This is a genomic window from Glutamicibacter sp. 2E12, assembly GCF_050030965.1.
In the GTDB taxonomy this organism is placed as follows: domain Bacteria; phylum Actinomycetota; class Actinomycetes; order Actinomycetales; family Micrococcaceae; genus Glutamicibacter.
Map to the genome: position 1 here is coordinate 3,528,333 of NZ_CP188297.1, position 26,818 is coordinate 3,555,150.

Sequence of the window (26,818 nt, forward strand, 5' to 3'; positions counted from 1 at the left end):
CATGCATTGCGGGCTTGCACAGGGCAAGGCCCGTAATGATCTGCGTCCAGCTTAGAGGTTTTTGCTGTGTAAATACTTGTTTCCAGCTAGCTAAAGCTGCTGGCCCATCAGCTCAATGAGCTCGTCAATCTGTGAATTGGTGGTTGCAAACGGGTCCTTGCACAGCACAATTCCGCCCGGGCCATCCTCATACTTCATGTGGACCCAATCGGCGCTATAGCGTCGCCCATTGGCGCGGGCGGCGCGAATGAATTTGCTTCGCAGTGCCGCGCGTGTCGTGGCTGGCGGATTGCTCACAGCCTGATCGATTTCAGCGTCGGAGACGACTGCGCTGGCCAGGCCGCGGCGCTTGAGCAGGTGGAACAGGCCGCGCTGCGGGTCGATGTCATGGTAGGTCAGGTTCAGCTGCGCGATCCGTGGCGCCGAGAGCTCCAGGGAGTTCTTCTGGGCATAGCCCGTGAGCAGCTTGTGCTTGATCGCCCAGTCGATGTCCCGGTCGATCAGCGAGAAGTCCTGGCTTTCCACTGCGTTCAGCGTGCGTTCCCACAATTCCAGGACGGTATCCACCTGGTCGTGGTGCGCGCCGTGGCGGGCGATGAATTCCTTGACGGATTCGAAGAGGATCCACTGGATCTGCAGTGCGGTCGGCTCGTCGCCGCCCATGAGCCGCACCACGGTCTGGCCAGTGAAATCGTGGGAGATCTGGCGGATGGAGCGAATCGGGTTTTCCAGTCGCAGATCGTGGTAGATTTCCCCGGATTCGATCAGGCGCAGCACCAGGTCGGTGGCGCCGATCTTCAGCAGCTGGGTGGTTTCGCTCATCGTCGAGTCGCCCACTATGACATGCAGCCGGCGGTGGTACTCGGCATCGGCGTGCGGCTCGTCGCGGGTATTGATGATCGGACGCGAGCGCGTTGTGGCCGAGGAGACCCCCTCCCACATGTGATCGGCGCGCTGGGAGAAGACGTACTTGGTCTGCTCTTCATCGGTGATCAGATGCCCGGCACCGCACAATAGCTGGCGGGTGACGAGGAAAGGGATGAGCATGTCAGCGAGGCGCTTGAACTCGATTTTGCGTGGAATCAGGTAGTTCTCGTGGCAGCCATAGGAGTTCCCGGCGGAGTCCACATTGTTCTTGAACATGTAGATCCGGCCTTCGTGGCCTTCCTCGGCCAGCTGGTCCTCTGCCTGGTCAACGAGGTCCAGCATGAACGCCTCCCCTGCGCGGTCGTGGGCGATCAGCTGCTTGAGCTGGTCGCATTCCGCGGTGGCGTACTCCGGGTGCGAGCCCACATCCAGGTAGAGGCGCGAGCCGTTCTCCAGGAACACATTCGAGCTGCGCCCCCAGCTGACTACCGGCTTGAACAGGTGCCGTGCGGCATCCTCCGGGGTGAGCCGGCGCCCATCCGACGGGACATAATTCAGCCCGAACTCGGTTTCCAGACCAAAGATTCTGCGATCCACGCGAAGCTACTTCCCCTCAACTGCGGTTCCGCCACATTGGCCAGAACACGACTTCCAAAGCTGTGTGCCCGTTGGGGCTTACTGGCCGCCCTTTTGCACGAATCCGCGGACGAACTCTTCAGCGTTGGATTCCAGCACCGAGTCGATCTCGTCCAGCAGGTCATCCACGCCGGCGGACTGGCCGGTGGTGTTCACCTGGACCTGTTCCGTTTCGGCCTGCTGGTTCTGGGTGCTGCGGCGGGCCGAGAAGCTTTCCTGAGTCATCGTTTTCTCCTAAGTCGTCGTGAATCCCGGAATTACGCGCCGAGACTCATACCTATTCTGCGCCGATTAGCGACGCCTGGCCAATTCGTCGATAAATTCCGCAATCTCCAGCTGCGTGTCGAACAGCTCGCCAACCTGCGCACGGGTTCCGCCCAGCGGCTCGGGCATGTGGAAGCGGCTGATCTTGCGCGCCCCGGGGACGGCGAAGGACAACGCATCCCAGTTCGCTGCGACGACGAAGGGCGCATAGCGCTGCAGGGTCATGCCGCGCAGGTAGGCGCGGGTATCCTCCGGCGGGGCGCCCACGGCTTGGTTGATCTCCTGCTGGCTGAAGATCCTCTGGATGGCCCCGCGTTCGGCCATGCGGTAGTACAGGCCCTTGTCGGTCCGCAGATCAGCCCATTGCAGGTCCAGCATCGCCACGCGTGGATCGGACAGCTCAAGCTGGTGGCGCTGGGCGAAGCCGTTGACCAGCTGGTATTTGGCGATCCAGTCAATCTGATCTGCCGCGTCCATCGGGTCGCGCTCGAGCAAATCCAGGATCTGCGCCCAACGGCTGAGGATCTCGGTGGTGTCCGGATCATCAATCCCGCGTGCCGCACAGTAGTTTTCTGCCGCATGCAGGTAATGGCGCTGAATTTCAATGGCGGTGAGCTGGACCCCGCCGCGCAACCGCACCTTGGCCTTCAGCGTGGGGTCGTGGCTGATTTGCTGCAAGGCCAGGACCGGCTCGACCAGTTCCAGCTGCGGGGCCATCCCCGCTTCGATCAGCGAGAGCACCAAGTTGGTAGTGCCCACGCGCAGCAGGGTGGAAATCTGCCCGAGGTTCGCATCCCCGATGATCACGTGCAGGCGGCGGTACTTGTCCCAGTTCGCGTGCGGTTCATCGCGGGTATTGATGATCGGGCGGTTGATCGTGGTTTCCAGGCCCACTTCCGCCTCGAAGAAGTCGGCACGCTGGGAGACCTGGAAGGCGGCGCGCTCGTTGAGCATGCCCTGGCCCACCCGGCCGGCACCGCAGAAGATCTGCCGGCTGGCAAAGAACGGGGTGAGCCCGCGGACAATCGAGGAGAACTCGATGCCGCGCGGCATCAGGTAGTTCTCATGCGAGCCGTAGGAGACCGACTTGTTATCGGTGTTGTTCTTGTACAGCAGCAGTTCCCCGCTGCCCAGGCGCTGGGCGGCGGCCGCGGCGCGGCGCATCACTTCATCGCCGGCTTGGTCCCAGAGCACCGCATCACGCGGAGTCATCGATTCGGGGCTGGAGTATTCCGGGTGGGCGTGGTCGACGTACAGGCGTGCGCCATTGCCCAGGACCATATTCATCACGACATCCGTGGATTCCTTCTCCTGATAGAGCGTGGAACCCAGATGCACGTCATTGCCATCCAGCGCAATGGATTCGGCGGTCCAGATGCCCTCGTCGTCCAGCCCCGGCTCCAGGTCGGTCAGCTGGCTCGGATGCGCTTGGGCCCGGTCCATGGCGAATCCGCGCGCATCTTGCAGCGGAGATTCGTCGCTGTAGTCCCAGCGTGCTGCCTTGGCCGCCGAATCCTGCTCGGCGACCAATTGCGCGTAGGCGTCAACGATCTGCGCCGAAAGCACCGTGGCGTTGGCCTTGGGCATGTTCGGGCGGATAATTCCGTATTCGGTTTCCAGGCCGACCAGGCGACGGGCGCTCATTTGCCGGCCTGCTGTTGGACCAGGGAACGGATGTTGCTGATCCGCTCGCCCTTGCGGCCGGAAATCCGGGCCCAATCATCGGGGTTGGTGGTGTTGGGCATGTCTTCGTGCTCGGCGAACTCTTCGCGCACCGCACGCAGCAGGTACTCCATTTTCAGTCCGCGCTCGTTCTGCGTAATCAGCGCCTTGATGGCATGCTTCTTGGCGCGGTCCACGATGTTGTGGATGACCGCGCCCGAGGCGAAGTCCTTGAAATAGAGCACTTCGGTGGCACCGGTAACATAGGTGACTTCGAGGAATTCGTTGATCCGCTCGGTGGAGTACATTGCCTGGACGGCTCCGCGGATCATGCGCGCTATGGTGGCGCCGGCATCCCCGGCATCGGCATCGAGCTCATCGGCGTGCAGCGGCAGTTCGGTCGTCAGGTACTTGCTGAAGATTTCTGTGGCGCCCTCGGCATCGGGACGGCGGATCTTGATCTTGACGTCCAGGCGTCCCGGACGCAGGATCGCCGGGTCGATCATGTCCTCGCGGTTGGACGCGCCGATGACAATCACGTTATCCAGGCGCTCGACGCCGTCAATTTCGGCCAGCAGCTGCGGCACGATGGTGGTTTCCACATCCGAGGAGACACCGGTGCCGCGGGTACGGAACAGCGCTTCCATCTCGTCGAAGAACACCACCACCGGATCTCCATGCAGCGCCTTCTCCCGGGCGCGGGCGAAGATCAGGCGGATGTGCCGCTCGGTTTCGCCCACGTACTTGTCCAGCAGCTCCGGTCCCTTGATGTTCAGGAAGTAGCTGCGGTTGCTGGCCCCTTCCTTGCGCTCGACGACACGTTGGGCCAGGGAGTGCGCCACCGCCTTGGCGATCAGGGTCTTGCCGCAGCCCGGAGGGCCGTAGAGCAGGATCCCCTTTGGCGCGCTCAACCCGTGTTCGCGGTACAGCTCAGGGTGGGTGAAGGGCAGCTCCACCGAGTCCTTGATGGCTTCGATCTGCGAGTTCAGCCCGCCAATGTCCGAGTAGGCAATGTCCGGGACTTCCTCGAGCACCAGGGACTGCATGTCGGTGAGCTGGACGCGGGATACCGCCATGCCCGAACGTGAGTCGATGGCCAGCTGGTCGCCCACGCGCAGGTGCATCTCGCGCAGCGGGCCAGCGAGTTCAACGACGCGCTGGTCATCGGCACGGGCCATGACTACGGCGTGGTGATTTTCCAGCAGTTCCTTGACCGTGACCAGTTCACCGGTCTCCTCGAATCCCAGGGCCGCGACGATCACCAGTGCTTCATTGAGCAGCACCTGCTGGCCGATGACCAGCTTGTCGAAATCCAGCAGCGGGCTGACGGCCACGCGCATCTTGCGCCCGGAGTAGATGACATCTGCGGACTGGGCGCCGGTGGATTCGATGCCGAGCCCGGGTTCGGGGTGCTTGCGCGGGTGCTTGGCCACGATGGTGCCGTGGCTGAAGGGAGTGTCCCCGTCTTTTTCCAGCGCCGACTTCAGGTTGATGATCTGCTCGCGGGTGGTTTCCAGCAGGGCCACCAGGCGCTTGTTATTGCCGCTGATCCCGGCGAGTTGCTTGTCGAGGTTGCGATTCTTGTCGCGCAGCACGTTGACCTGGCGTTCGGTCATCTGCAGCCGCTCGGCCAATTGTTCTGCCTCGCGATTATCGTTCACGTTCCAACCTCCAACATCCAACGTCACCGGGGCGGTTCGTGCGCCCTGATGAGGTTTTTTCCGGTGCTTGGCGCACCGTCTTGCTTCCATCCTAGGAACTGAAGGCCCCGAGTGCAGAACACTCGGGGCCCAATGTCACATAATGAGACGCAATATCTCAATATATGGTTGCAGCTCAGGCTTCGCCGCCAGCGCCTTCGGCGTCTTCTTCAGCGGCACGCACGCGCACGGACTGGTTGGCATCGCGGGCGGCCCGGCGCAGCTTCTTATCCGACAAGCCGCGCTCGCCCAGTGCTTCAGGGGTCCACTCGCCGTCGGCGTGATCGCGCGTCCATGCGCTCAGGTCCTCATCGGAGTACGAATGCTCCTTGATGCGCTTGGCCTTCGGGATGCCATCGGCGGAATCGGCCAGACGGCGGCAGGTGATCAGGAATGCGGTGTGCGCGACCATGCGGTGATCCGGGCGGACGGCCAGGCCGTCGACGTGCCAGCCGCGCACCAGGGTTTCGAAGCACTCTGGCTCGGTGAACTGGCCCGAAGCACGGATGGCCTCGACCACGCGGGACATCTGGGTCACCGAGGACACGTAGTTGGTCCACACGCCGCCTGGCGCCAGCACGGTAGCTACCGCATCCAGGCACTCCCAGGGGCTGAGCATGTCCAGGACCACGCGGTCGATGCTGCCCGGTTCTTCCAGCTCGACGACCCTGTCCTGGAAGTCGCCGATGGAGATCTGCCACGACGGGTGCTCGCCACCGAAGACGGTGGAGATGTTGCCGCGGGCGATATCGGCGAATTCCTCGCGTCGCTCGAAGGAGTGCAGGAAGCCCTCATCGCCGACCGCGCGCAGCAGCGAGATGGACAGCGCGCCGGAACCGACACCGGCTTCGACGACGCGCGCGCCCGGGAAGATGTCGCCGAACTGCACGATCTGCGCGGCATCCTTCGGGTAGACCACGGTGGCGCCGCGCGGCATGGAGAGCACGAAATCCTTGGCCAGCGGGCGCAGGGCCTGGTAGCGGAAGCCGTCGATGTTCTCGATGACCGAGCCTTCGGGCAGGCCGATGATGGCCTCGTGCGGCAGCACGCCCTTGTGCGTGTGGAACTCTCCACCGTGCTGCAGGGTGATGGTGTTGATCCGGCGTTTCTCGTCGGTCAGCTGCACGCGGTCGCCGACACGGAAGGGGCCGCGACGGGCTGCCGCGCCGTGCGGCGCCTGGCTCTTAGCTTCGCTCACTGATGTGATCCTTTTCTTGGTGCTTTTCAGTCTGTATAGAGTTTACTTGCGGCGTCCGGTGACGGCGTTGACGATCTGCCGCTGGTGCAGCAGGCCCACCACCTGCCCGGTGGCGCTGATCACCGCGTATTCGGCGCTGTCCACGCTGGCCAGGTAGTCGATCAATGCGCGGCCATCGGAATCCTCGGCCACGATCGCGCCCTGGCCCAGGGCACGGGACACGGCCAGGGCCGGAACCTGGGCCGCCTGGTTCGGGTCCACCCGGGACAGCGCCTGCGCATCGATGACCCCGACCGGCATCCCCTTCGGGTCGACCAGGATGATCTCTCCCCCGCGCGCGTTCTGGCGGGAGAGCACGTCGGCAACGGTTGCGTGCGAAACCATGGCCGAAGCCGGGCGCATCAAGTCGGTGGCGATCACGGTGGGCAGGTTCAGCATCATCTTGGAGTGCGCAATCAGCTGCGTGGTGGCTTGCCACATGAACATCGCCACCATGATGCCGACCACCACCGTGATGATCTGGGGCTGCTCGCCGCGTACCAGAGGATAGATCACGAAGTAGAAGACCAGGCCCACGGCGATTGCCCGGCCCACCCAGCTCGAGGCGATGGTGCCCTTGAACTGGGATCCGGTGGCCTTCCAGACGATCGATTCGACCAGCCGCCCGCCATCGAGCGGAAGCCCGGGCAGCGCGTTGAAGGCGCCGAGCAGCAGGTTGGCATAGACGAAGAAGTCCAGCAGCAGGTTCGGGTACACGCCCATGGGCGCGTTCTCGATCACCAGCCAGCCGAGTCCGGCCAGCAGGAAGTTCGACAGCGGTCCGGAGAGTGCCACCCAGAGCGAGGCGCCGGGCTTGGCCTTGAAGGAACCGAACTGGGTGTGCCCGCCCATCAGCGTCAACACGATGTGCGCATCGGGCCACTTGAAGGCGCGCGCGGTCATCGCGTGCGCGACCTCATGGATCAGCACGGCCACGGCAATAGCCACCGCGCAGGCCAGGCCCATCAGGTAGGCGTTCAGCGGCGGGATGATTCCGCCGCGCGAAAGCTGGATGCCAACGCTGAAGGTGATGACCGCGGTGATGATGAACCACGAGCTGGAGAGGTAGACCGGGACGCCGCCGATACGCCCCAGCTTGATTCCAGGGGACTTTTCCTGAGTGTCGCTCACGCGCTAACCTGCACCAACCATCGAGTCATTTCATGTACATCCACGGATGCCAAGCTGTCGATCCGGCGCCAATTGCCTTCGCCCGGGTCGGTGGCGTTGGGGACCAGCACCGCATGCAGCCCGGCCGCGGACGCCGAGGCGATGCCCGGCACGGAATCCTCGAAACCAATGCACCTGGCTGCTTCCAGTTCTTTCCCGGTGCACTGGCCAAGCAGCTGCAGTCCAGCCAGATAAGGTTCCGGGTGCGGCTTGCCGTTGGCGACCTCTTCACCGGTAACGCTGGCCTGGAAGGTGCCTTCGGGGATGCTGAGCATCAGTTCATCGACGATGCTGCGCTCGGACATGGTCACCAGGGCCTGCGGGATGCCTGCCTGCTTGCACGCCGCGAGCAATTCGCGGGCTCCTGGCCGCCAGGGTATCTCGCGGCGGATGCCGGCAACCACCCGGGCAGAGAGCCAGTCGATGATCTCGCGGATCTCCAGCTTGACCCCGGCCTGCTGCAGGGCCCGGGCGCCATCTGGCAAGGCGTTGCCGACCAGGGCCAGGCCTTGTTCATGGCTCCACGAGCCGCCATGGGAAGCCACCAGCTCAGCTTCGGCAGCCAGCCAATAGGGTTCGGTGTCGATCAGCGTACCGTCCATATCCCACAGGACAGCTTGCGGGGTTGCGGGCTCGGTTCCGGCGGCAAAGTCAAAACTGGTGCTTGGCATGAGTCCATTCTAGATGGAAGAGTGGGGCTAAGCCGCTTCGGCGAGCCACGCCGAGAGCATCGAGTGCTGCCAAGGAGTCTTCAATGAACGAGGAATACCACGCCCCGACGCTGAATAGCTATATTGCCAAGACCCAGCATGAGATTCGCCCCACCATCGTCTTGGCTGCCTTCGAGGGGTGGAACGACGCCGGTTCGGCGGCCACGGACGCCGTCCGCCTGCTGCTCGAGTCCAACGCCCATGAGCATTTGGCCACCGTGGGCGAGGACGATTTCTACGACTACCAGTTCACCCGGCCCAAGACCCGGCGCACCGGGACCGGGCGCGTAGTGGACTGGCCGTGCACCGAGATCTTCAAGATCCATTTGCCCCAGGCGGCCGCCGACCTGCTGGTGGTGCTGGGTGTCGAGCCGACATTCAAATGGCAGACCTTCTGCTCGCGGATCATCAAGGTGGCCCAATCACACAATGCCCATGCCGTGCTCACCCTGGGCGCCTTGCTGGCCGATGTGCCGCATACCCGGCCGGTGCCGACCTCGCTGGCCAGCGACGATCCGCGATTCCAGGAGCACCTGAGGATCAGCGCCTCCACCTACGAGGGGCCCACCGGAATCCCCTCGGTGCTCGGCGTGGAGTTCGAACGGTACGGGATCCCGAGCCTGTCGCTGTGGGCGCAGCTCTCCCACTATGTTGCGCAGTCCCCCAGCCCGCGGGTGCAACTGGCCATCATCGAGCTGCTGGAGGAAGTCATCCCGGTCTCCGTGCCGGACCAGAAACTGCGCGAGGATGCGCTGGCCTGGAAGCATGGGGTCGATGAGCTCGCGGCAGCGGATCCGGATGTGGCCAAGTACGTTGAACAGCTGGAGCAGGCAACGGACACCAGCGAGCTTCCCGAGGCCAGCGGCGAGTCCATTGCCCGGGAATTCGAGCGCTATCTGCGCCGCCGGGGAAAGTACCGCAAAGACAGCCCGGGGTCCGACTTCGATATCTGAAGCCGGACCCCGGGATGCTTGGCGCGGTGCTGCCTAGAGCTTGAGCCCCAGCAGCGCGTCGATGCCGTGGCGCAACGCTTCGGCGCCGTCGCCATTCGAGCCGGCCGGCTGCGCCGCCCACCGGTCGAGTGCCTCCAGCGCGGAGGGCGCATCGATGTCATCGGCCATGTGCTTGCGGATGCTTTCCACTACCTTGGCTGCGTCCTCGGTGCTGGTGGTGGCCAAGGCCTGGCGCCAGGCAGCCACCCGCTGCTGGGCTGCGGCCAGCAATTGCTCGGTCCAGAACCAGTCGCTGCGGTAGTGCTGGGAGAGCAGTACGGCGCGGATCGCTACCGGCTCGACGCCGGCTTCGCGCAGTTTGGAAACCAGCACCAGGTTGCCCAGGGACTTGCTCATCTTTTCGCCGTCCAGGCCCACCATGCCGGTGTGCACGTAGGTCTGCGCGAGTTCCGCGTTATCGCCAGCAGCTGCGTGGGCCGCGGAGAATTCGTGGTGCGGGAAGATCAGGTCCGAGCCGCCACCCTGGACAGTGAAGGGGGCCGGCAGGGTCTTGCGGGCAATCACCGAGCATTCGATGTGCCAGCCCGGGCGGCCGGAACCGAGCTTGCCGCCATCCCATGACGGCTCGCCCTCGCGGGCGGCACGCCACAGCAGCGGGTCCAGCGCATCGCGCTTGCCGGCACGATCCGGATCCCCGCCGCGTTCGGCGAAGAAGCCGAGCATGGTCTCGCGGTCGTAGTTCGAAACGGCGCCCAGTTTCCAGGCATCGTTCTGGGCGGCCAGGGTGTCGAAGTACACGTCGCCTTCCACCCCATCGGCACCAGCCGGCACACGGTAGGCCAGATCCGCATCGAGCAGCTGCTCGACGACCGGGACCAGCCAGTGGATGGATTCCACCGCGCCGATGTAGTTCTGCGGCGGAATGACGTTCAGGGCTTCCATGTCGTCGCGGAAGAGCTGGATCTGCGACTCGGCCAGTTCGCGCCAGTCGACGTTGGTTGCTGCGGCGCGCTTGAGCAGCGGGTCGTCCACGTCGGTGATGTTCTGGGTGTAGGCCACGGTGCGACCGGCATCGCGCCAGGTGCGCTGCACCAGGTCGAAGGTGACATATGTGGCGGCGTGGCCCATATGGGTGGCGTCATAGGGGGTGATACCGCAAACGTACATGCTGGCCGGCGCAATAGCTTCATCCGCTGGCGCAGTGGCCTGTCGGGCTCCGGTGGCGGTATTGAAAAGTTCCAGTGTTGGTGCTGAACCAGCCACCTGAGGTACCTCAGGGTTATTCCACGCGTGCACTTATGGACATCCTTTCGCAGATGCGACGTATTTCTTCCTTTAACTCCAAGTGAAGCAAGGCGAGGTTTATTCCCGTTAACTGCAAGATGCCCGTGAAGCAGTCCACGGACATCTTGGAAAACCTGGATCAGGCGGCCATCCAGCCCAATCCCAGAGCGACGAACAGCGCCAGGCCCAGCAGGATGCGGTACCAGACGAAGAAGCGGTAGGAGTGGGTGGAAACGAACTTCAGGAACCAGCCCACAATCAGGAAGCCGACGACGAAGGCCACGACGGTAGCGACACCGGTCTGCGCCAGGGTGTAGACACCTGGTTCGTCGAAGGACTTGACCAGCTTGTACAGGCCCGAGGCGAACACCGCCGGGATCGCCAGCAGGAACGAGTAGCGGGCTGCGGCTTCACGGGTGTACCCCATGAGCAAACCCGCGGTGATGGTGCCGCCCGAACGCGAGACGCCCGGAATCAAGGCCATGGCCTGGGCGAAACCGTAGAAGATGCCGTGCTTGACGGTCAGCTTGTCCAAGGTGCGCTGCTGCTTGCCGTAGTGGTCGGCGATGGCCAGGATCAGGCCGAAGACCACCAGTGTGGTCGCAACAATCCACAGCGAACGGAAGTTCGTATCGATGTAGTCTTCCAGCAGCAGGCCCAGGATCGCGATCGGCAGGGAGCCGATAATGATCAGCCAGCCCATCTTGGCATCCGGATCCGAATGCGGGATCTTGCCGGCCAGTGCCTTGCACCAGGCGCCGATGATCCGCACGATGTCACGCCAGAAGAAGACGATCACTGCGGTTTCGGTACCCAGCTGGGTAATGGCGGTAAATGCCGCTCCGGGGTCTTGGGCGTTGGGCAGGAGTTCGCCAACGATACGCAAGTGGGCTGAGGACGAGATCGGGAGGAACTCGGTCAGGCCCTGGATCAATCCTAGGAAAGCTGCTTCAAACCAATTCACCCCTCGACATTACTTCACCGATTGCGACTATCCGGACTCAGAAACACGGAATAGGAAAAATTCACTCCGTGGTCGTACTCACGCATCATCCGAGGGTATGGTGAAGGGCAATAACTCGGAATACTGATCGTAGAGGGCGTCTTCATAGTCTTCGAAGGCATCGGCCAGCGCGCCAAAAGCCGCGTCGACGGATGCCTCGCCAGCACCGCGGCTCTGCGACACAATTGCCAGGTGCTGCTCCAGGCGTGCAATAAATGCTTGCAGTGCAAAACTCGGTTCAGTACTCATAGCATGAGGCTACAACGCACGGCGTTCTTTAGATAGGGGGCAGGATGCTCGAAGAAAGAATTAAGCCACCGCTGCATCATCCCGATGACCAGCGCTTTGAATACCTGGTCATAACTTCTTTCCCGGGCGAACCAAAACATGTCGCCCGCGCCGCCCTGCGGGAGCACGCCGATAACGGCAAATGGGAGCTCATGCGCACCTGCCGCTATGAAGGCGGCGCCCAAAAATACTGGCTGCGCCGCCGGGTGATGCGCATTCGCAGCACCCTGGCTCCCTGAACCGGCAACTGGGCACATGGCTCCATGCCCGCGATTGGCCCTCACGGCAATCGCGGGTCCTTGCCTCAGCTATCGAGCGGGCCTACCAGCCACGAGGCCACGGTATTGGCTGCCGAGGCGGCATTGGACGGGTGGTACCAGCTGGCCTGCACGTCGCGGTAGAGCCGTTCGAACTCCGATCCCCGGAAATATCCGCCACCGCCCAGCAGCTGTCCGGCCACCTGGATGTTCTCCCGTGCAGTGTCCCCGGCCAAGGTGCGCAGCGTCACCAGCTTGGGGAACCACGCGCCCTGGTGATCCGCCTTCGCCTCCAGGTCACCGGCCACCGAGCGTTGCAGGGCATCCAGGGCCAGCAGGCGCATCGCCGCTTCGGCCAAGAGCCCGCGGGCACGCACATCCTGCGCATACCGGGTCCCGTCCTGGTGCACCCGCTGGCCCAGGGCCTCCTGGGCCAGGGTCACCGCACGATCTGCGATGCCCACGTAGACGCTTGCGGTCAGGGGCAGGAAGGATGCGAAGATGCCGAAGACCAGCGGGTCCTGGTTAGGACCGGCCGGCAGCCGGCTATGCACCCATTCGCGCGGGGCCACCGCATTTTCCAGCTTCGTGGTGTGCGACTGGCTGGCCCGCATGCCCAGGGTGTTCCAGTCGTTCAGGGAATGCACGCCCTCGCCCCTGGCGACGAAGCCGTGAACCAGTTCCCCGGATTCCTCATCCTTGCCGAACACCCCCAATCGGGTGAACGCCGGTGCCAGCGAGGTGAAGATCTTCACGCCATTGAACTCCACCGAGCCATCGGCAGCGGTTCTCGCCCTGGTTTTCGAGTCGAAGAGCACTGCGTCGTTGCCGGGCTCCGAAATCCCGAACGCCATCACTTCGCCCTCGGCAATCCAATCGGCCACCATATCCAGGCGCCGGTCCCCGCGGGCCTGCAGCAAATACGAGACGCCTGCCCATACCTGGTGCATGTTGATCGCCAGGGCCGTGCCGGGTGCCGCGGTGGCCAGGCGGCGCTGGGCCAGGGCCAAGGTCTCGAAGTTCCACCCCAGTCCCCCGCGCTCTGCCGGCACCAGTGCCTTGAGGTAGCCCAGTTCAACCAGTTCGTTGAAGTCTTCGATGGCGAACGAGTTCGACTCGTCGTAGCCGGCGGCCCGGTCCCGGAAACGCTCAAGCAGCTCGTCGCTCAGTATGGATTCGATGGTCAAGGATTCTGCTCCTGGATTCTGTTGTGCTGGCTGGGCCAACGCTGGTTCTAGTATTCCTGCAAGAGGTTTTGCAGCACCCGCACGCCGAACTTGATGGAGTCCACCGGCACGCGTTCATCGACGCCATGGAACATTCCGGTGAAATCCAGCTCGGCAGGAAGTTGCAGCGGCGCGAATCCGTAGCCGGTGATCCCCAGTTTGGCCAGCCATTTGTTATCGGTTCCGCCAGAGAGCATATAGGGCAGAACCACGGCATCCGGGTCTTCAGCCAGCAACGACGCGATCATGGAATCCACCAGCGCACCGGCGAAGGGCACCTCCAGGGATTCCTGCTCATGCACCATGGACAGCTCGACGTGTTCCCCGGCCAGTTCACGCAGGGTCTGCAAGGTGGCTTCGTGCTGCTCGGGCAGGGTGCGGCAGTCGATCAGCGCTTGGGCCTGCCCGGGAATGACGTTGTGCTTGTAGCCTGCCTCCAGGGCGGAGGGATTCGCGGTGTTCTGCAAGGTAGCCCCGACGAAGCGCGAGACATTGCCCATGGCCGAGAGCAGCGGGGCGGGATCGGCTTCATCGAAGTCCAGTCCGGACAGCTCGGCCACCTGCTCAAGCAATGCGCGGGTGGTTTTGGTGTAGGACAGCGGCCATTGATGCTCCCCGATGCGATGGACGGCTCCTGCCAGATGGGTGACTGCATTATCGGTGTTGAGCTGCGAGCCATGGCCGGCCATGCCCTTGGATTCCAGCTTCAGCCAGGCGATGCCCTTTTCCGCAGTCTGCAGCATGTAGGCCCGGCGGCCGTTGATTTCGACCGAGAACCCGCCGACTTCGCTAATGGCCTCGGCCGCCCCGGCGAAGAGTTCGGGATGGTTCTGCACCATCCAGCCGGAGCCATAGTCCCCGCCAGCTTCCTCATCGGCGAAGAAGGCGATGACCAGATCGCGCCGCGGGGTGATGTTCTCGCGTTGCAGGTGCCGGATGGCGGCGATAATCATCGCGTCCATGTTCTTCATGTCCACCGCTCCGCGTCCCCAGATCATCCCATCGATGATCCGGGCCCCGAAAGGATCCACGCTCCAGTCTTCGGCGATGGCCGGCACGACATCCAGGTGGCCGTGCACGACCAGGGCCGGCAATGACGGATCGGCCCCCGGGATGCGGGTGACCACGTTGGCCCGCCCGGGAGCGGATTCATAGATCTTGGTATCCAGGCCGACGTCCTCGAGCAGCCCAGCGACATAGCGGGCGGCTTCAAGCTCCCCCGCGCCCTTGTTGCCTCCATAGTTCGTCGTGTCGATCTGAATCAGTTTCCTGCAGATCTCTACGGCTTCATTTTCCATGAGTGGAATGTCGCCAGCAGTGGACATCGCCAATGATCCTCTCGTAGCAGTGCTTTGCAATACACACTAGTGGGCAAAGCCCTCACCGTCGTGTGCGCACGTGCGCAATTTCTAGCCGTGAAGTTCCTGGTAGGCCTTCCTCGCGCCCGGGTGCAGGGGCTGGCCTCCGGTGCTGACCAAGGTTTCGGGGGTCAAGAACTGGATGCCGGCACTGGATTCTGGCACCAGCTGATCGGCATGGGCGACCAGGAGCTTGACGACGGCTCCGGCCAGCTCCTCGGGCATGTCCGCGCGCGCCATCAACAGGTTGCCAACCCCGATCGTCTCCACGGACTTGATTCCGCGGTAGGTTCCCTCCGGGATGACTACCCCGTCGTAGAGATCCGGGTACTGCTCGCGCAGCTGCGGCAGCACCGCTGAAACATCGAGCAGGCCCAAGTCCATGGTTGAAGCGAGCCGGCTCAGCGAAGCAACCGGCAGGCCGCCGAAAAGGAACAACGCGTCAATGCTTCCCTTGCCCAGCGCCTCCAGCCCTGCCACGTACCCGTACTGCAGCTCCTTGGGCGCGATCCCGCTATTCTTCAGCTTCGCTGCCCGCAATATGCGCTGGCCGGTCACCCACGTACCTGACCCTGGCGCGCCGGTGCCGATGGTGCGTCCTGCCAGATCCTGCAGCGAGCTAATCCCGGCTGCTGTGCGGATGATGCAATGGAAATAGTTCTGGTAGACGCGGCCCAGGGCCAGCGGCTGCGCTTGTGGAGCACTGTCCTTCCGGTACTGGTCCACCGTATCGGCCAGGGCAAGAGCCAGCCCGGCCTTGTTTTCTGCGAGCATCGCCAGATTCTGGGCGCTGGCCTGGGTATTGAGGGCTGCGGAATGCTCGGCGACGCCGTGGTCCACCAAGGCGTTGGAGAGCAAGGAGGCAAATTGGAAGTACATGCCCCCGTCTTCACCGGAGGCGATATCCAATCGATGCGCAGCGGGCAACGAGCTGCAGGAACTCAGCGCTGGCAGTCCGGCGGCGACTGGGGCTGCCAGGAGATATCGAAGCAAGTTCCGCCGCGACGGCATGGGCTCAGGATTCATCGGGCACCTCGGGCTTGCCGCCATGCAGGGGCAGGCTGATCGTTGCTTTGAGCCCTTCGCCCGGAGCCGATTCAAGCGTGAGCTCACCGGCATTCGCGCGCGCCAAGCGATCCACGATAGCCAGTCCCAAACCTGTTCCCGGACTGTGCCGCACACGTTCTGCACGCCAGAACCGCTCGCCTGCATTCGCGAGTTCAGCAGTGTTCATTCCGGCTCCGTGATCCTGTATTTGGATGCTGGCAGTTCCCGGATCGAGCCGCAGGCCCAGGACGATCTTGCTGCCAGGGGCGTACTTGAAGGCGTTTTCCAGTAGTTCTGCGAGCATCTGCTGCAAATCGAATCCGTTGCACCACACCATGGCGGTCGGCCCCGAGGTGGCACTGCCATCGAGCACCAGCTGGTTTCCCCGTTGCCGGGCAACCTCGGATTGGCGTTCGACTTCCTCGGCGAGCATTTGCCCGACGTCGACTTGTTGGCCGTGCACGGCTGTCTCGGGCAAGGACTCCCCCGCATTTTGCTCGGCTAGCCGATGCTCGGCGCTGGCCAAGCGCATGACGCCGTCCAGCAAGGTTTCCACCCGATGCAGTTCGTTTTCCACCGCGTGCACTCCGACGGGATCCGCTTGGTCGCCCATGCGCATCTTCAAAAGATCCACGCGCAACCGCAAGGCGGCAACGGGGTTCCGGAGCTGATGGGAAGTTTCAGCAATGAACTCCTGCTGCTGCTTCAGGCTCTCGGCCATAGTTCGGGCCATGCTGCCCAGCGACCGCGATAGCCGGCGCAGTTCCGGTGGGCCTTGCTCTTCGAGGAGAACCGGTGCCTGATGCCGCGCAATGTCATTGACGGCATCATTGAGCTGGTGCACCGGACGGAGCACCCAGAAGGTCAGGCGGTCGGCCAAGAGCAGGAGTCCAGCGCCAATGGAAATGACGACAAGCCACAGCAGGCTGGACTTTTCCAGCACCTTGGCGCGTGCAGTTTCCAAGTTCACTTGCATCGTGACAGAGCCGAGCACTTGGGCGGAATTGCCGAACGGCTGCGAGAGCAAGGCGGTGGCATCCGAGAGAGGATCGATCGGCGGGATCTGGACCAGTCCCAGATTCAGCTCTGAATCGCGCACGGTGCCAGCGACCTCGGGATCCGCAGGATCGATACTGCCCGAGACCAGTTGCCGCTGGCCCAGATTGATCAGCAGCCCTTCGCCATAGAGGTCGCTATAGGTGTCCATCTCCAGCTGGAGCAGCGACATGTCATTTGCCAGATCAGCATGGGCGGCAAGCTGGACAAAGCGGTTCAATGCCGATAACCGGTTCAGCTGGACTTCAGCGGTGGCATCACGGCTGACGCTCTGCAACAGCATCGCGCTGACGATGGCGACGATTGCAAGCAGCGCCGTGCCCAAGATGCCCAGTACGCGCAGCCTCACGGGTTTGGCGTCTCTAGCCGGTAGCCGACTCCGCGGACGTTCACGATCATCCCGGGCGCAGCAAGCTTGGAGCGCAAACCGGTGAGGTGCACATCCAAGGAGCGCGACACCGCCACGAACGCGTCGCCCCACAAGCGGTCAAGAATCTGCTCCCTGGTAACCACCGCTCCGTCATGCTGGGCCAGCAATGCCAGCAGCTCGAATTCCTTGGCGGTCAGCTGGAGGTGCCGTCCATTCAGAATTGCTTCGTGCTTCCCGGTGTCCACACGCAATCCGCCGGCGATGAGCACACCGCCGTTGTCATTGGATTGGACCTTGGCGCGGCGGGCCACCGCATCGATGCGTGCGAGAAGAACCGCCAGCCCGATGGGCTTGACCAGGAAATCGTCGGCACCCTGGCGCAGTCCCCGGACAACGCTCCGCTCGTCATTGCGCGCCGAGAGGATGACCACGGGGACTTCACTGATTTGGCGCAGTTTGCGCAGGACTTCCAGTCCATCCATATCCGGCAGGCCCAGATCCAGCAGGATCATCTGTGCATTGTGGTGCTTCAAGAGCGCGTCAGCACCGCGGCTGACATGCTCGGCCTGATGGCCTGCGGCACTCACAGCATCGATCAGGGCGCGAGCGACGGCGTGGTCGTCTTCGACGATCAACAGCTGCACGGCATCATCCTCGACGTTCAGATCCGGGCTCGGCGCCCATGGGTAACTGCTCAATTCTACCAATCGGGGCACGCAGTGTTCTCCAGGTCACTGCATTCCTAAGAAAGTGTTAGTACTTGACTGTGAGTTTGCCAGTAAGAAAGATCACTACCAAGATTGAATACGATCTCACACCCCCGTGGTCCGCGTCACTGCCGATGCGACTCCGCGGCGGCATCGCACTGTGGCAAAAGGAAAATCAAATGAGCGAAAACATCCAGGCGCAACGCGCCGACCTAGACGGTGGCGGCCCGCCGCGCTGGAAAGTCATTGGCCCGGGACTGGTCGTTGCGGCGACCGGCGTTGGCGCCGCCGACATGGTTGCCACACTAGTAGCCGGCAGCCAGTACGGCTATGCGCTGCTCTGGGCAGTGATTGTCGGCGTGATCCTGAAGATTGTTCTGGTTGAAGGCGCCGGCCGCTACACCCTGGCAACTGGCAAAACCATTTTCGAGGGTTGGAAGACCCTGGGCAAGTGGACCACTTGGTATTTCGGTCCCTACATCATCATCTGGGGCTTCGTTTACGGCGCTACAGCGATGAGTTCCGCTGCATTGCCGCTGGCAGCCTTGATGCCGGCAGTGGATCTGAAAATCTGGGCAGTAATCATGGGCCTGCTGGGCTTCGTGATGGTCTGGTTCGGAAAGTACAGCTTCTTCGAGAAGATCACCGCTGTACTGGTGGGCATCATGTTCGTAACCGTGGTGGGCTTGGCTTTCATCGCTGTGCCCAATATTCCGGAAATGCTCAAGGGCCTGATCCCGATGATCCCAGAAGGCGGCGTGGTCTACACCCTGGCGTTGGCTGGCGGCGTCGGCGGTACCATCACCTTGGCCGCTTACGGCTACTGGCTGCGCGAAAAAGGCTGGTACACCCCTAAGTGGATGCGGGTCATGCGCATCGACAACTCCATGGCTTACGTCATGACCGGCATCTTCGTGCTGGCCATGCTGATCGTTGGCGCGGAAGTTGTTCGCGCCGCCGGCGTGAGCATCTCCGGTGGCGACAAGGGCCTGCTGGAACTGGGCGACGTGCTGAAGGCCGAATACGGCGATGTCGTAGGCAACGGCTTCCTCATTGGTTTCTGGGCCGCGTCCTTCTCGTCGATCATCGGCGTATGGAACGGCGTTTCCCTGATGTTCGCCGACTTCTGGGGCCATATGCGCAAGAAGCCGGCAAACCACCCGGATACCCTGACCGGCGGCAAGTACTTCAAGTTCTATGTCCTGTGGCTGACCTTCCCGCCAATGGTGCTGTTCCTGCTGGACAAGCCAATTGCCCTGATTCTGGCCTATGGCGTCCTCGGTGCGCTGTTCATGCCATTCCTGGCAGTCACCCTCCTGGGCCTGCTCAACGGCAAGCGCATCCCCAAGGCATGGGCCAACCGCTGGCATACCAACACCGCACTGGCGATTACCGCTGCGCTGTTCATCGTCTTGGGCGTACAGCAGCTGTACAAGTCACTGGCACCGCTCTGGAGCTGATGGCCTTTCGCTAGGCAAAAGCCATGGTGGCATGCAATGAATTGCATGCCACCATGGCTTTCGCGTTTAGGCTGGAGGCTATGAGCATCAAGCGGATTGGAATCCTTGGAGCGGGACGAGCCGGCACAGCCCTCGCCCGCGCAGCAGCATCGGCCAGAATCGACGTACGCATCGCAGGTTCCAGGCCTCCACGGATGATGAAGTACCACCTGGCGCAGTACGCATCGCATGCCACCGCCGTACTGGCCGAAGACATCGCCGAGGATGTCGATTTGGTGGTGCTCATGGTGCCGCAAGAGGAACTCGACGACATTGATGTCCCATCCCTGGCGGGCATCTTGCTGGTGGATGCAACCAATCGCTGGGAAGACGAGCCGCTTCCCGACTGGCTGGAAACATCACTTGAGGCCGGCATGTCCAGCTCCGAAGGCATTGCAACCCACTTCAAGAGCTCTCGCGTGGTCAAAGCGCTCAATCACATCAGCCACTGGGACATGGACGCGGATCGGGCAACCAAGCAATCCGCGCAACGCGCCCTGGGCGTCGCATCGGATAACAAGCAGGATGCCCAGACGGTTTCGGAACTTACCCTCGCCTTGGGCTTCTCTCCGGTCCTCCTGCCCAACTTGGCCGCGGGCCGCGGCTTGGAACCTGGTGGCGCGATCTTCAACGAAGTAATCGATGCGGCAACGCTGTCCGCCAGGCTCGGCCCACCTGCGCAGTAGAGCCGCTAAACCCGGATTTCACTAGGCAGATCGCATGACATTCCTGTGACGCTCGACACTGATTTTCTGAATTTTTACCTTAAACCTCTACTCAATCCCGGTTTTCCCGCGGAATTCCGGGGTTTTCACCCTCCAGTTGCGAGGAGTTTCCCGATTGGAAATCCCCTGCTGGGGGTGGTAAAGTTTTACTTCGTTGCCAGCGATAACAACGCGAACAACAGACAACCTGCGCGGGTGGCGGAATAGGTAGACGCGCTAGCTTGAGGTGCTAGTCCTCGCAAGAGGGTAGGGGTTCAAGTCCCCTTTCGCGCACAGGGTAACCCCCGATTGACCACGGTCGATCGGGGGTTTTTACTATCCCTGTTGACAGCAACCGCCAATCCGTTGACAAGCGTTGACACCACGACGGCCTCACCAGCCCGGATCACGACTCTGCATTCACCACGCAGGGATAACTAGATAAGGAAACTCCCATGGCCTCCATCCGCCTACTCAAGCGCGCCGACGGCACCATTGCCCACAAAATCATCTGGCGCGACGCGCAAACCAAAAAACAGAGCAGCTTCACCACGGATTCCGAAGATGAAGCAGAACTGATCAAACGGCTACTCAACGCCAACGGCCAGTCGTTCAAACTGGCAAATCAAGCCGTCCTCGAATCTCAATCCCAATCCCCCACCGTAAACACGGTCATCGAGGGATACTTAGGCGACCTGACAGGCATCGAATCAGCGACCAAACGCGACTACGAACGCATGTGGAAAAACCACATTCACAACTCAATTGGCGCCAAAAAGATTGAATTCGTCGACAAGGCCGCGGTAATCAAATGGTTCGAAGCCATCAACCGATCCCCCAAAACCAAGAAAAACGTTCACGCGGTACTATCCAGCGCATTCAAATGGGCCATCGAGGAAGGCCACATGAAAGAGAACCCAGCTGTCGGAGTCTCATCACCGCGAGGAAGCATGCGTCCACGTGAAGCTGTATTTCTCAGTCGTGAAGAAGTCGACCAGATCATCATCCAAATCGGAGAGTACGGACCGTTCGTCGAACTTCTCGCCGGCGCCGGGCTACGATACAACGAAGCGACCGCACTTCGCCGTCGCGATTTCATCCAAGCAGACGCGGATCACTTAGCTATCAGCGTCACCCGCGCCTGGAAGGATACGGCCCACGGCTTCCAGATCGGATCCCCTAAAACTCGCACTTCCCAACGCCAAGTAACTCTGAGCACCACGCTCAGCGCAAAAATCAAACCACTGCTGCGATCTTTGAAATACGAGGAACTAGTCTTCACCAAGCCGAATGGCGAGTACCTCCGCCCTGGTTACTTCTACACGTACCACTGGGAACCTGCACTAACCCACCTGCTCGACACTGGCGCGATCTTCGCCAGGCCGCGGATCCACGACCTTCGCCACACGCACGCTTCCTGGCTCATCGATGCCGGCGTACCGCTTCCAGTCATTCAGAAACGCCTCGGGCACTCCTCCATAGCGACAACTGTAGACGTGTACGGGCATTTGGCGACCGATGCCGACCAGCGCGCAGCAGATGCCCTGTAACCCATGGGCGAAACGTCCGAACCTGAACGTAGACTGTGAATATCCGCCTCACCAGCGGGTCATCACTCGCACACACTCCCGGAGGAAAATTGAAAAAGTCTATCTTCGCATTCGCAGTGGTCGTCGCGCTGCCTCTCGCGGGATGCTCGGCTCCAGCTACGGCGCCAACGGAAGCAACAGAACAAGCCCAGGCGTTGGAATCTACAAGCGCGAGCCCTACTCCCTCCCCAACGACCGTTGCGCCCGATGTGCTGGGCGAAACGGTCGCAGAAGGTCAAAACAAACTTCGCGACGCGGGATTCATGTCTAGCGTAAGTCTGACCGTGCCGACTGAACTAGAAGAATTCGAGCTCAGCGAAAAAATAACCAACAAGTTCGAGATCACTTCCCAGGAAAACTCGTCGACAGAAAAATTTTCCACGCTCGAAGCGGAAGCGTCGGAAGAGCTCCTAAACGACGAACTTGCCTGGATCATCACGTGCCACGACGGCACTTACTCCTCGGATGGCATAAAGGATTCTTTCCTGACATACAAGCAAGTGTGGAAGAGCAAAAACTATGAGGAATTCACCACCTGCGAACCAGAATTTATCGGGTCCGAATGGTCTCCAAATAAGCTCGAAAAATCTGTAGAAAAGATTGCTCAGACCCACTGGGAAGGCCGTGAAGAACCTGAAATCGCTTTCGGGACCGCAGTTGAGTACTGCAGCATTCCCCACAGCGAGGATGCTCTTGCCTCGTGGTCAAGCAACATGGGCCGGACCATGGCTAAGGCAGCACTGGAACTCTGCCCTGACGCTCCCTTCGCGAAAGAAATGGGCCAATGGGCCCGTGGCGAGAAATTCGATAACGGCACCTATGTAGTCGGCGATGAGATTCCTGCCGGAACTTACCGGAGCTCAAAGAAGGTTTCCGATTGCTATTGGGAACGCACTTCACCCAGCGGCAACACTATCGCCAATGACTTCATCACGCATGCATCAGCCGGCGCGCTTGTGACGGTCCGGTCCGGGGAAACTTTTGTCGCAGAGGAAGAGTGCGGAACTTGGACTAAGCAGTAATCTAAGCCAACCTAGAACGCCCCGAGCCTAATCGGCTCGGGGCGTCTTGCTATGCGTCGCGGTTGACGCGGATGCTCAGTTTCACCGCACCGTCGGGGATTAGGTTGGTGGCTTCGTCGCGGGCCGCGTAGTAGTCGGGCCCTTGGACGGAGACTTCCCCGATGGCGCCGTCCTGCTCGTAGGTGATGGTCACTTCCATAAGGCGAATTCTAGTCGCGCGCTGTGCGTGGCCGGTAATCGATCGTTTGGTCCTGGTCTTCGTGCCAGTCGTGGTCGTCTTCCGTGGTGACCCATGTGGAGTCTTCACGGCGGATGCGAGTAGAAGCTGAGGCGGGCACCCAGAGTGTTGTTCTGGTCCCGTTGTCTACTCGGCCGAGCTGATTGGTGATCCGGGCGATCATGACTTGGTTACCTCGCCATGCTTCAGCGCGAGCGTGGAACGTTTCGCCGTCCAAGGAGACCTCGACGTAAGGGTAACGGTTGGTCGCGTACCTAAACAGCCCCGGCGCGTAAGAATCTTCGTAGTAGTCCACCAAACGATTGTCTCTTAAAAATGGCCAGCCCCGCCGAGGTGCATTTCGGCAGGGCTGGTTGCGAGTTTTGCGCTGGGCCATGGATCCCCATCCATAGCCCCAAGGACTTTCGTTTCCCCAAAAAACTTAAGTCCAGCGTGAAACCTAAACACATGCTAGAACGTTATACCCGTTTATGCATAGGCTTTTCGTGATAATCCATGAATATGGATCATTTATTCAATCCGGATTCAATCCTCGAAAAGGGGTTGCATTTCGGCTGGTGCTGTAGATAGAGTCTGCACTGGTACGATTTCTACCTTCTAACGACTAGTCAGGCGATAAATCACTTTCCCCCAAGAATGGATTTATACTAGTCGAACCCGTCAGCATCCCCCAAGTGCTGGCGGGTTGCCTATTTAAGCCAGAAACGCCCTATCCTCAATTGATGGTAGGCGTACCCTGGCGCGCAACGAGTCAAGTTCTCGAATCGGGGATAAGAACTCGCCGGTCGGCACGGAATGATTGTGGCGTATAGCCCATGCTGGTCAAATTCCAAGGTTCGGTTGGTATGCTGAAGTTTCCAACTACACGTGGCAAGCGGAAGGAATGGCATGAAAAATCGTAGAAACGAATTCGGATTCACGACTTCGCTGTCCCGCCCTGCAATCGTCTCGAAGAATCGACGTCGCTCAACTGAAGCAGAGCAGGACAACAATGTCGACGGTGTTCCAGAGAATTTCAATGACTTCCTGAAAATCACCCACGCCAACACCTTGTCTTCCGAAACCCGTGAAAAGCTGGCCAGGCTCGAACCTAAGTTCAAGTTCTAACCGCTGCCTGAATGCTGACTTGGTATGACGCAGAATTCAAGCATCACGCTGATCTGCAAAAATTCACCTGTGCTCCTTTCACACTGCAAAAAGCAAAGAAGGAGCAAAAAAGGACTGGGAGTATCGACGCGGCTGGCATCAAGGTCTGGGCCTCCTTCGTCCAAGGATGTATCCGGAACCTCCGTCCGCCAGCCTCCGACTCAGACACCATCCTTCTGGGGCGCACAAAAGGCGATGGCGATCTAGCCGCGATTTACCATGCCACAGACTTATCGTGGGAAAACCAGACACTACTCGCAGCACTGAACCTCATAGGCGTTGGCTCTAAACACCAAGGACGACGTTTGGGACAACACACGCTTGAAAGGTTCTTCGAAGACCTCGGCAATCGGGCGCGGAACCTCGGCTGCACACGGATAGAAATCACGGCAACCGTCCATGACAGCAATGCCGAAAGCCATGGCCTGATCAAAAGAAACGGTTGGGTGAAGCTTCACCCTGCGCCTCGCCTGCGTGACTGCACTGTATGGGGCATTTCAGGCCAGCTGGATCCAGAACGCCCGCTGCCAAAGAGTGAGCTTCCATTGCCCCTCGTTGAAGCTGACGAAGCCGACCTCATCGCGCACATTTTCCCTGATGGCGGGCCAACACCTGAAACCCCTCTCGGCACAGCTCTGCTGTGGCAATCTGCGATTCTTAATCTAGAAAATGACGAAGAAGCTGAACGAGAAATTGCTCTTTCAAATTTCCAGTATCTGGCCTTCGACCCAGACGTGTGGGGCGAGATTAGCGAGCTGCCCCAACTCTTGAAGGGTTGGGCGCTGATGAGCAACATTATTGACAGTGAAACCCATCCTGGCGTAGTGGCCTATGCCAAAATGATCCCCGATACAGGCAAAAACATGAAGGCATTCAGCGATGCACCGCTTTATAACTTCCTAGTCATTACCCTCCTCTTCGATAATGAGCAAGGCTATTGGAAAGTCTGGTCGACAAGCGAAAATTGGGCTCCGACAGCAAGTAGGGTGCTTGGACTCGAAGAATAGAAAAACCATCCCACCCTATGCAAGGTGGGACGGTTGATCATTTTCCTGGCGTCACGAAAATGATGGTGACATGGGTTATTCCTGCTGGCCGTTCGGGTCGGGGTCTTGTTCGGTAACGACGTGGTAAATACCCGACTTGGACACCTGCAGGTCAGACGCGTTACCAGCGGAATACGAATCCGGGGACTTGGCCCAGCCGAGCAGCCAGCCGATCTTCGGGCTGACGTACGTCTCGAAGAGGCGCACGGCCACGTAATAGGCCGTGGTCAGCAGCAGGGTCAGCACGGTGTTGAGCAGACCCTCGAACTCCGGGTCCAGCGGGATGCTGGTGCTGGCGAAGAATCCGAGTACTGCGCCGACGATGATTGGCACGACGGTCCGGACGATGGAGGCCCACAGGGCCGCGAATGCTTGGGACATTACCATGCACCAACTTTCTTGAGGTTGCTAATGAGGTTCTTCTCGGTCCAGCGGTTGCGCTTGAGCACGTCCGCCTTGAGACGGTTGGTGGCTTTGCCAATCCAGCCGTCCGCCTTGACATCGGTGATGCCGGCGCTGTGCTTCATGCTGTTCAAAGCACGCTGCAGGCGCTTGTTGTACTCGTAGACGTCCTGGGTGAGCGGGCCCCAGTATCCGTCCTGGTCAAGTCCGTGGTGCTTCTGGAAAGCCTTGACGCCGGCTTCCTGCTTCGGTCCGTCCACGCCGTCTGCGTATCCCACGTCTAGGCCCATCGTGGTGAGCGCGAGCTGGATCGCCTCGTTGTCCGCTTTCGAATTTCCGCTCTTGGCCGGCTTCGGCTTGGGAGTGGATGCAACGGGGGTTACCGAGTCGCTGGTGAGCGGCTTGGTCTTGCCCACGATGACGCCTTTGCCCTTGAGCCATCCCTCCGGGTCGAAGTAGTTGCCGTACCCGGTGCCGTTCTCACGGACACCGAAGTGCAGGTGCACACCAGTCACGTTGCCGGTATCGCCAGTGCGCCCGATCAGCTGGCCGGCCTTGACCCGCTGGCCTTCCTTCACATAGATCTTCGACAGGTGCCCGTAGTTTGTGCGGATCCGGTCGGCGCCGTTCTTGTCCTTGAGGATGCCGTGGTCCAGGACGATGATCATCCCGGAGTGCCCAGCAAGGACCGCCCCGCGGCCTGGGCCGCCGGTCTCTTCGACGACACCGTCAGCGACGGCGTACACTTCGGTCTTGTCGCCTACGTTCGGGCCTGCCCAGTCGGTGCCCATGTGCTGCCGTCCGCGGCCTATGCCGTCGAATCCGTCAGTTCGGTAAACGCCCACCGGCAGGGGGCTGGAAAACTTGGTCACGGTACTCTTCTCCTTCTTCTTCGCTGTTGGCTTGCTGCTCGGTTCGGTGAGGTCGAGGAATTCTTCCCACCGACCTGCGAGACGCATCTCGGACGGGCAGTTCTTACCGGTCCATTCGAAGTGCTGTTTCACGTCCGAGCGTGAGAGTTTGTGCTTGATCCGCCAGTCACGGACAACGCCGGCAGCACGTTTGAACGCTGCGTCATAGTCGCCGTCCTCGTTCACGCAGATCTCAACGGCCAGCGAGGTCTCGTTGGGTTCGCGGGTTCCGCCGTGCCAGCACTGGGCAGTGTCCGGGTATGAGCGGATCGCCTCAGTGTCGTCTACTTGCACGTGCCAGGACGCTTGCCGTGCACCACCGTTGCTCTGCAGGTTGGCGTGGGCTTCAGCGTCAGCGCCCGGATCCGTATTGGCTGTTTCGTGGACGGTCACGCTCAAGCACGAGTTGATGCCGTCGTAAATCCTGTCGTCATGTTCGACCAATTGGCTCTTCAAAACGGAAGCA

Annotated in this window: 27 protein-coding genes and 1 tRNA gene; 9 read left to right on the forward strand and 19 right to left on the reverse strand. The window is 61.1% G+C overall.

What is annotated here, in order from left to right:
* Positions 1-90: 90 nt before the first annotated feature.
* From pafA to ACP3TE_RS16625, 7 genes are all read right to left on the reverse strand, one after another.
* On the reverse strand, positions 91-1,464 hold the full coding sequence (pafA, locus tag ACP3TE_RS16595; protein ID WP_426734304.1) for a Pup--protein ligase: 1,374 nt from the start codon (positions 1,462-1,464) through the stop codon (positions 91-93).
* A gap of 78 nt (positions 1,465-1,542) precedes the next feature.
* Complete coding sequence (locus ACP3TE_RS16600; RefSeq protein WP_105657838.1) at positions 1,543-1,728, reverse strand: ubiquitin-like protein Pup; 186 nt, start codon at positions 1,726-1,728, stop codon at positions 1,543-1,545.
* A gap of 66 nt (positions 1,729-1,794) precedes the next feature.
* Positions 1,795-3,411: a depupylase/deamidase Dop gene (gene dop / locus ACP3TE_RS16605; RefSeq protein WP_426734306.1), complete on the reverse strand. Its 1,617-nt coding sequence runs from the start codon at positions 3,409-3,411 to the stop codon at positions 1,795-1,797.
* Positions 3,408-5,045: a proteasome ATPase gene (gene arc / locus ACP3TE_RS16610; protein WP_426736249.1), complete on the reverse strand. Its 1,638-nt coding sequence runs from the start codon at positions 5,043-5,045 to the stop codon at positions 3,408-3,410. The genes dop and arc overlap by 4 nt, the downstream gene beginning before the upstream one ends.
* Before the next feature lie 220 nt (positions 5,046-5,265).
* Entirely contained in the window at positions 5,266-6,327 is a 1,062-nt protein-coding gene (locus ACP3TE_RS16615; RefSeq protein ID WP_426734307.1) for a tRNA (adenine-N1)-methyltransferase, read from the reverse strand.
* A gap of 42 nt (positions 6,328-6,369) precedes the next feature.
* The gene (locus ACP3TE_RS16620; protein WP_426734309.1) at positions 6,370-7,497 is read right to left on the reverse strand and encodes a site-2 protease family protein; all 1,128 of its coding nucleotides are present in this window, start codon (positions 7,495-7,497) and stop codon (positions 6,370-6,372) included.
* Positions 7,494-8,207 carry an HAD family hydrolase gene (locus ACP3TE_RS16625; protein WP_105657833.1) on the reverse strand — a complete coding sequence of 238 codons (714 nt, stop codon included), beginning with the start codon at positions 8,205-8,207 and terminating at the stop codon, positions 7,494-7,496. Before ACP3TE_RS16625 ends, ACP3TE_RS16620 begins: the two co-directional genes overlap by 4 nt.
* A gap of 83 nt (positions 8,208-8,290) precedes the next feature.
* Here ACP3TE_RS16625 and ACP3TE_RS16630 point away from each other — a divergent pair, with 83 nt between their 5' ends.
* Entirely contained in the window at positions 8,291-9,199 is a 909-nt protein-coding gene (locus ACP3TE_RS16630; RefSeq protein WP_426734311.1) for a PAC2 family protein, read from the forward strand.
* A 33-nt stretch (positions 9,200-9,232) separates the two neighbouring features.
* Here the strand turns inward: ACP3TE_RS16630 and mshC are convergent, their stop codons facing one another.
* The 3 genes from mshC to ACP3TE_RS16645 form a co-directional block, all read right to left on the reverse strand.
* Entirely contained in the window at positions 9,233-10,495 is a 1,263-nt protein-coding gene (gene mshC, locus ACP3TE_RS16635; protein WP_426734313.1) for a cysteine--1-D-myo-inosityl 2-amino-2-deoxy-alpha-D-glucopyranoside ligase, read from the reverse strand.
* Positions 10,496-10,622: 127 nt separating this feature from the next.
* On the reverse strand, positions 10,623-11,447 hold the full coding sequence (locus tag ACP3TE_RS16640; protein WP_105657830.1) for an undecaprenyl-diphosphate phosphatase: 825 nt from the start codon (positions 11,445-11,447) through the stop codon (positions 10,623-10,625).
* A gap of 78 nt (positions 11,448-11,525) precedes the next feature.
* Entirely contained in the window at positions 11,526-11,735 is a 210-nt protein-coding gene (locus ACP3TE_RS16645; RefSeq protein ID WP_105657829.1) for a hypothetical protein, read from the reverse strand.
* Positions 11,736-11,779: 44 nt separating this feature from the next.
* On the opposite strand from ACP3TE_RS16645, the gene ACP3TE_RS16650 reads away from it, so the two are divergent.
* On the forward strand, positions 11,780-12,013 hold the full coding sequence (locus ACP3TE_RS16650; protein WP_105657828.1) for a DUF5703 family protein: 234 nt from the start codon (positions 11,780-11,782) through the stop codon (positions 12,011-12,013).
* Between the two features lie 65 nt (positions 12,014-12,078).
* Here ACP3TE_RS16650 and ACP3TE_RS16655 read toward each other — a convergent pair whose 3' ends face one another.
* The 5 genes from ACP3TE_RS16655 to ACP3TE_RS16675 all read right to left on the reverse strand — a co-directional run bounded on the left by ACP3TE_RS16655 (position 12,079) and on the right by ACP3TE_RS16675 (position 17,732).
* A complete protein-coding gene (locus tag ACP3TE_RS16655; RefSeq protein WP_426734315.1) occupies positions 12,079-13,218 on the reverse strand; it encodes an acyl-CoA dehydrogenase family protein in 1,140 nt (379 codons plus the stop codon).
* Positions 13,219-13,265: 47 nt separating this feature from the next.
* The gene (locus tag ACP3TE_RS16660) at positions 13,266-14,555 is read right to left on the reverse strand and encodes a M20/M25/M40 family metallo-hydrolase (protein WP_388022010.1); all 1,290 of its coding nucleotides are present in this window, start codon (positions 14,553-14,555) and stop codon (positions 13,266-13,268) included.
* Positions 14,556-14,666: 111 nt separating this feature from the next.
* Positions 14,667-15,626 carry a TAXI family TRAP transporter solute-binding subunit gene (locus tag ACP3TE_RS16665; protein ID WP_426734317.1) on the reverse strand — a complete coding sequence of 320 codons (960 nt, stop codon included), beginning with the start codon at positions 15,624-15,626 and terminating at the stop codon, positions 14,667-14,669.
* A gap of 4 nt (positions 15,627-15,630) precedes the next feature.
* Entirely contained in the window at positions 15,631-17,067 is a 1,437-nt protein-coding gene (locus tag ACP3TE_RS16670) for a sensor histidine kinase (RefSeq protein WP_133833385.1), read from the reverse strand.
* Complete coding sequence (locus ACP3TE_RS16675) at positions 17,064-17,732, reverse strand: response regulator transcription factor (RefSeq protein WP_133833501.1); 669 nt, start codon at positions 17,730-17,732, stop codon at positions 17,064-17,066. Before ACP3TE_RS16675 ends, ACP3TE_RS16670 begins: the two co-directional genes overlap by 4 nt.
* A 242-nt stretch (positions 17,733-17,974) precedes the next feature.
* Between ACP3TE_RS16675 and ACP3TE_RS16680 the strand changes: the two genes are divergently transcribed.
* The 5 genes from ACP3TE_RS16680 (at position 17,975) to ACP3TE_RS16700 (ending at position 22,609) form a co-directional block, all read left to right on the forward strand.
* Positions 17,975-19,255, forward strand: a complete 1,281-nt coding sequence (locus ACP3TE_RS16680; protein ID WP_133833386.1) for an Nramp family divalent metal transporter — start codon at positions 17,975-17,977, stop codon at positions 19,253-19,255.
* Positions 19,256-19,335: 80 nt separating this feature from the next.
* Positions 19,336-19,980: an NADPH-dependent F420 reductase gene (locus ACP3TE_RS16685; protein WP_332486280.1), complete on the forward strand. Its 645-nt coding sequence runs from the start codon at positions 19,336-19,338 to the stop codon at positions 19,978-19,980.
* A gap of 228 nt (positions 19,981-20,208) precedes the next feature.
* Positions 20,209-20,292: transfer RNA gene (locus tag ACP3TE_RS16690), tRNA-Leu, on the forward strand.
* 161 nt (positions 20,293-20,453) lie between these two features.
* A complete protein-coding gene (locus ACP3TE_RS16695; protein ID WP_426734321.1) occupies positions 20,454-21,548 on the forward strand; it encodes a tyrosine-type recombinase/integrase in 1,095 nt (364 codons plus the stop codon).
* 89 nt (positions 21,549-21,637) lie between these two features.
* Positions 21,638-22,609, forward strand: coding sequence for a hypothetical protein (locus ACP3TE_RS16700; RefSeq protein ID WP_426734323.1), 972 nt, complete (start codon positions 21,638-21,640; stop codon positions 22,607-22,609).
* Between the two features lie 49 nt (positions 22,610-22,658).
* Here ACP3TE_RS16700 and ACP3TE_RS16705 read toward each other — a convergent pair whose 3' ends face one another.
* Positions 22,659-22,808, reverse strand: a complete 150-nt coding sequence (locus tag ACP3TE_RS16705) for a hypothetical protein (protein ID WP_426734325.1) — start codon at positions 22,806-22,808, stop codon at positions 22,659-22,661.
* Positions 22,809-22,818: 10 nt separating this feature from the next.
* Positions 22,819-23,142 (reverse strand): hypothetical protein, encoded by a 324-nt coding sequence (locus ACP3TE_RS16710; RefSeq protein ID WP_426734327.1) that lies wholly within the window; start codon positions 23,140-23,142, stop codon positions 22,819-22,821.
* Between the two features lie 593 nt (positions 23,143-23,735).
* Between ACP3TE_RS16710 and ACP3TE_RS16715 the strand changes: the two genes are divergently transcribed.
* Both ACP3TE_RS16715 and ACP3TE_RS16720 read left to right on the forward strand, forming a co-directional pair.
* Entirely contained in the window at positions 23,736-23,954 is a 219-nt protein-coding gene (locus ACP3TE_RS16715) for a hypothetical protein (protein WP_426734328.1), read from the forward strand.
* Positions 23,955-23,965: 11 nt separating this feature from the next.
* Positions 23,966-25,000: an N-acetyltransferase family protein gene (locus ACP3TE_RS16720; RefSeq protein WP_426734330.1), complete on the forward strand. Its 1,035-nt coding sequence runs from the start codon at positions 23,966-23,968 to the stop codon at positions 24,998-25,000.
* Positions 25,001-25,075: 75 nt separating this feature from the next.
* On the opposite strand, the gene ACP3TE_RS16725 is transcribed toward ACP3TE_RS16720, so the two are convergent.
* Complete coding sequence (locus ACP3TE_RS16725; protein ID WP_426734332.1) at positions 25,076-25,420, reverse strand: hypothetical protein; 345 nt, start codon at positions 25,418-25,420, stop codon at positions 25,076-25,078.
* Positions 25,420-26,808, reverse strand: coding sequence for a peptidoglycan DD-metalloendopeptidase family protein (locus ACP3TE_RS16730; RefSeq protein WP_426734333.1), 1,389 nt, complete (start codon positions 26,806-26,808; stop codon positions 25,420-25,422). Before ACP3TE_RS16730 ends, ACP3TE_RS16725 begins: the two co-directional genes overlap by 1 nt.
* Positions 26,809-26,818: the final 10 nt, after the last annotated feature.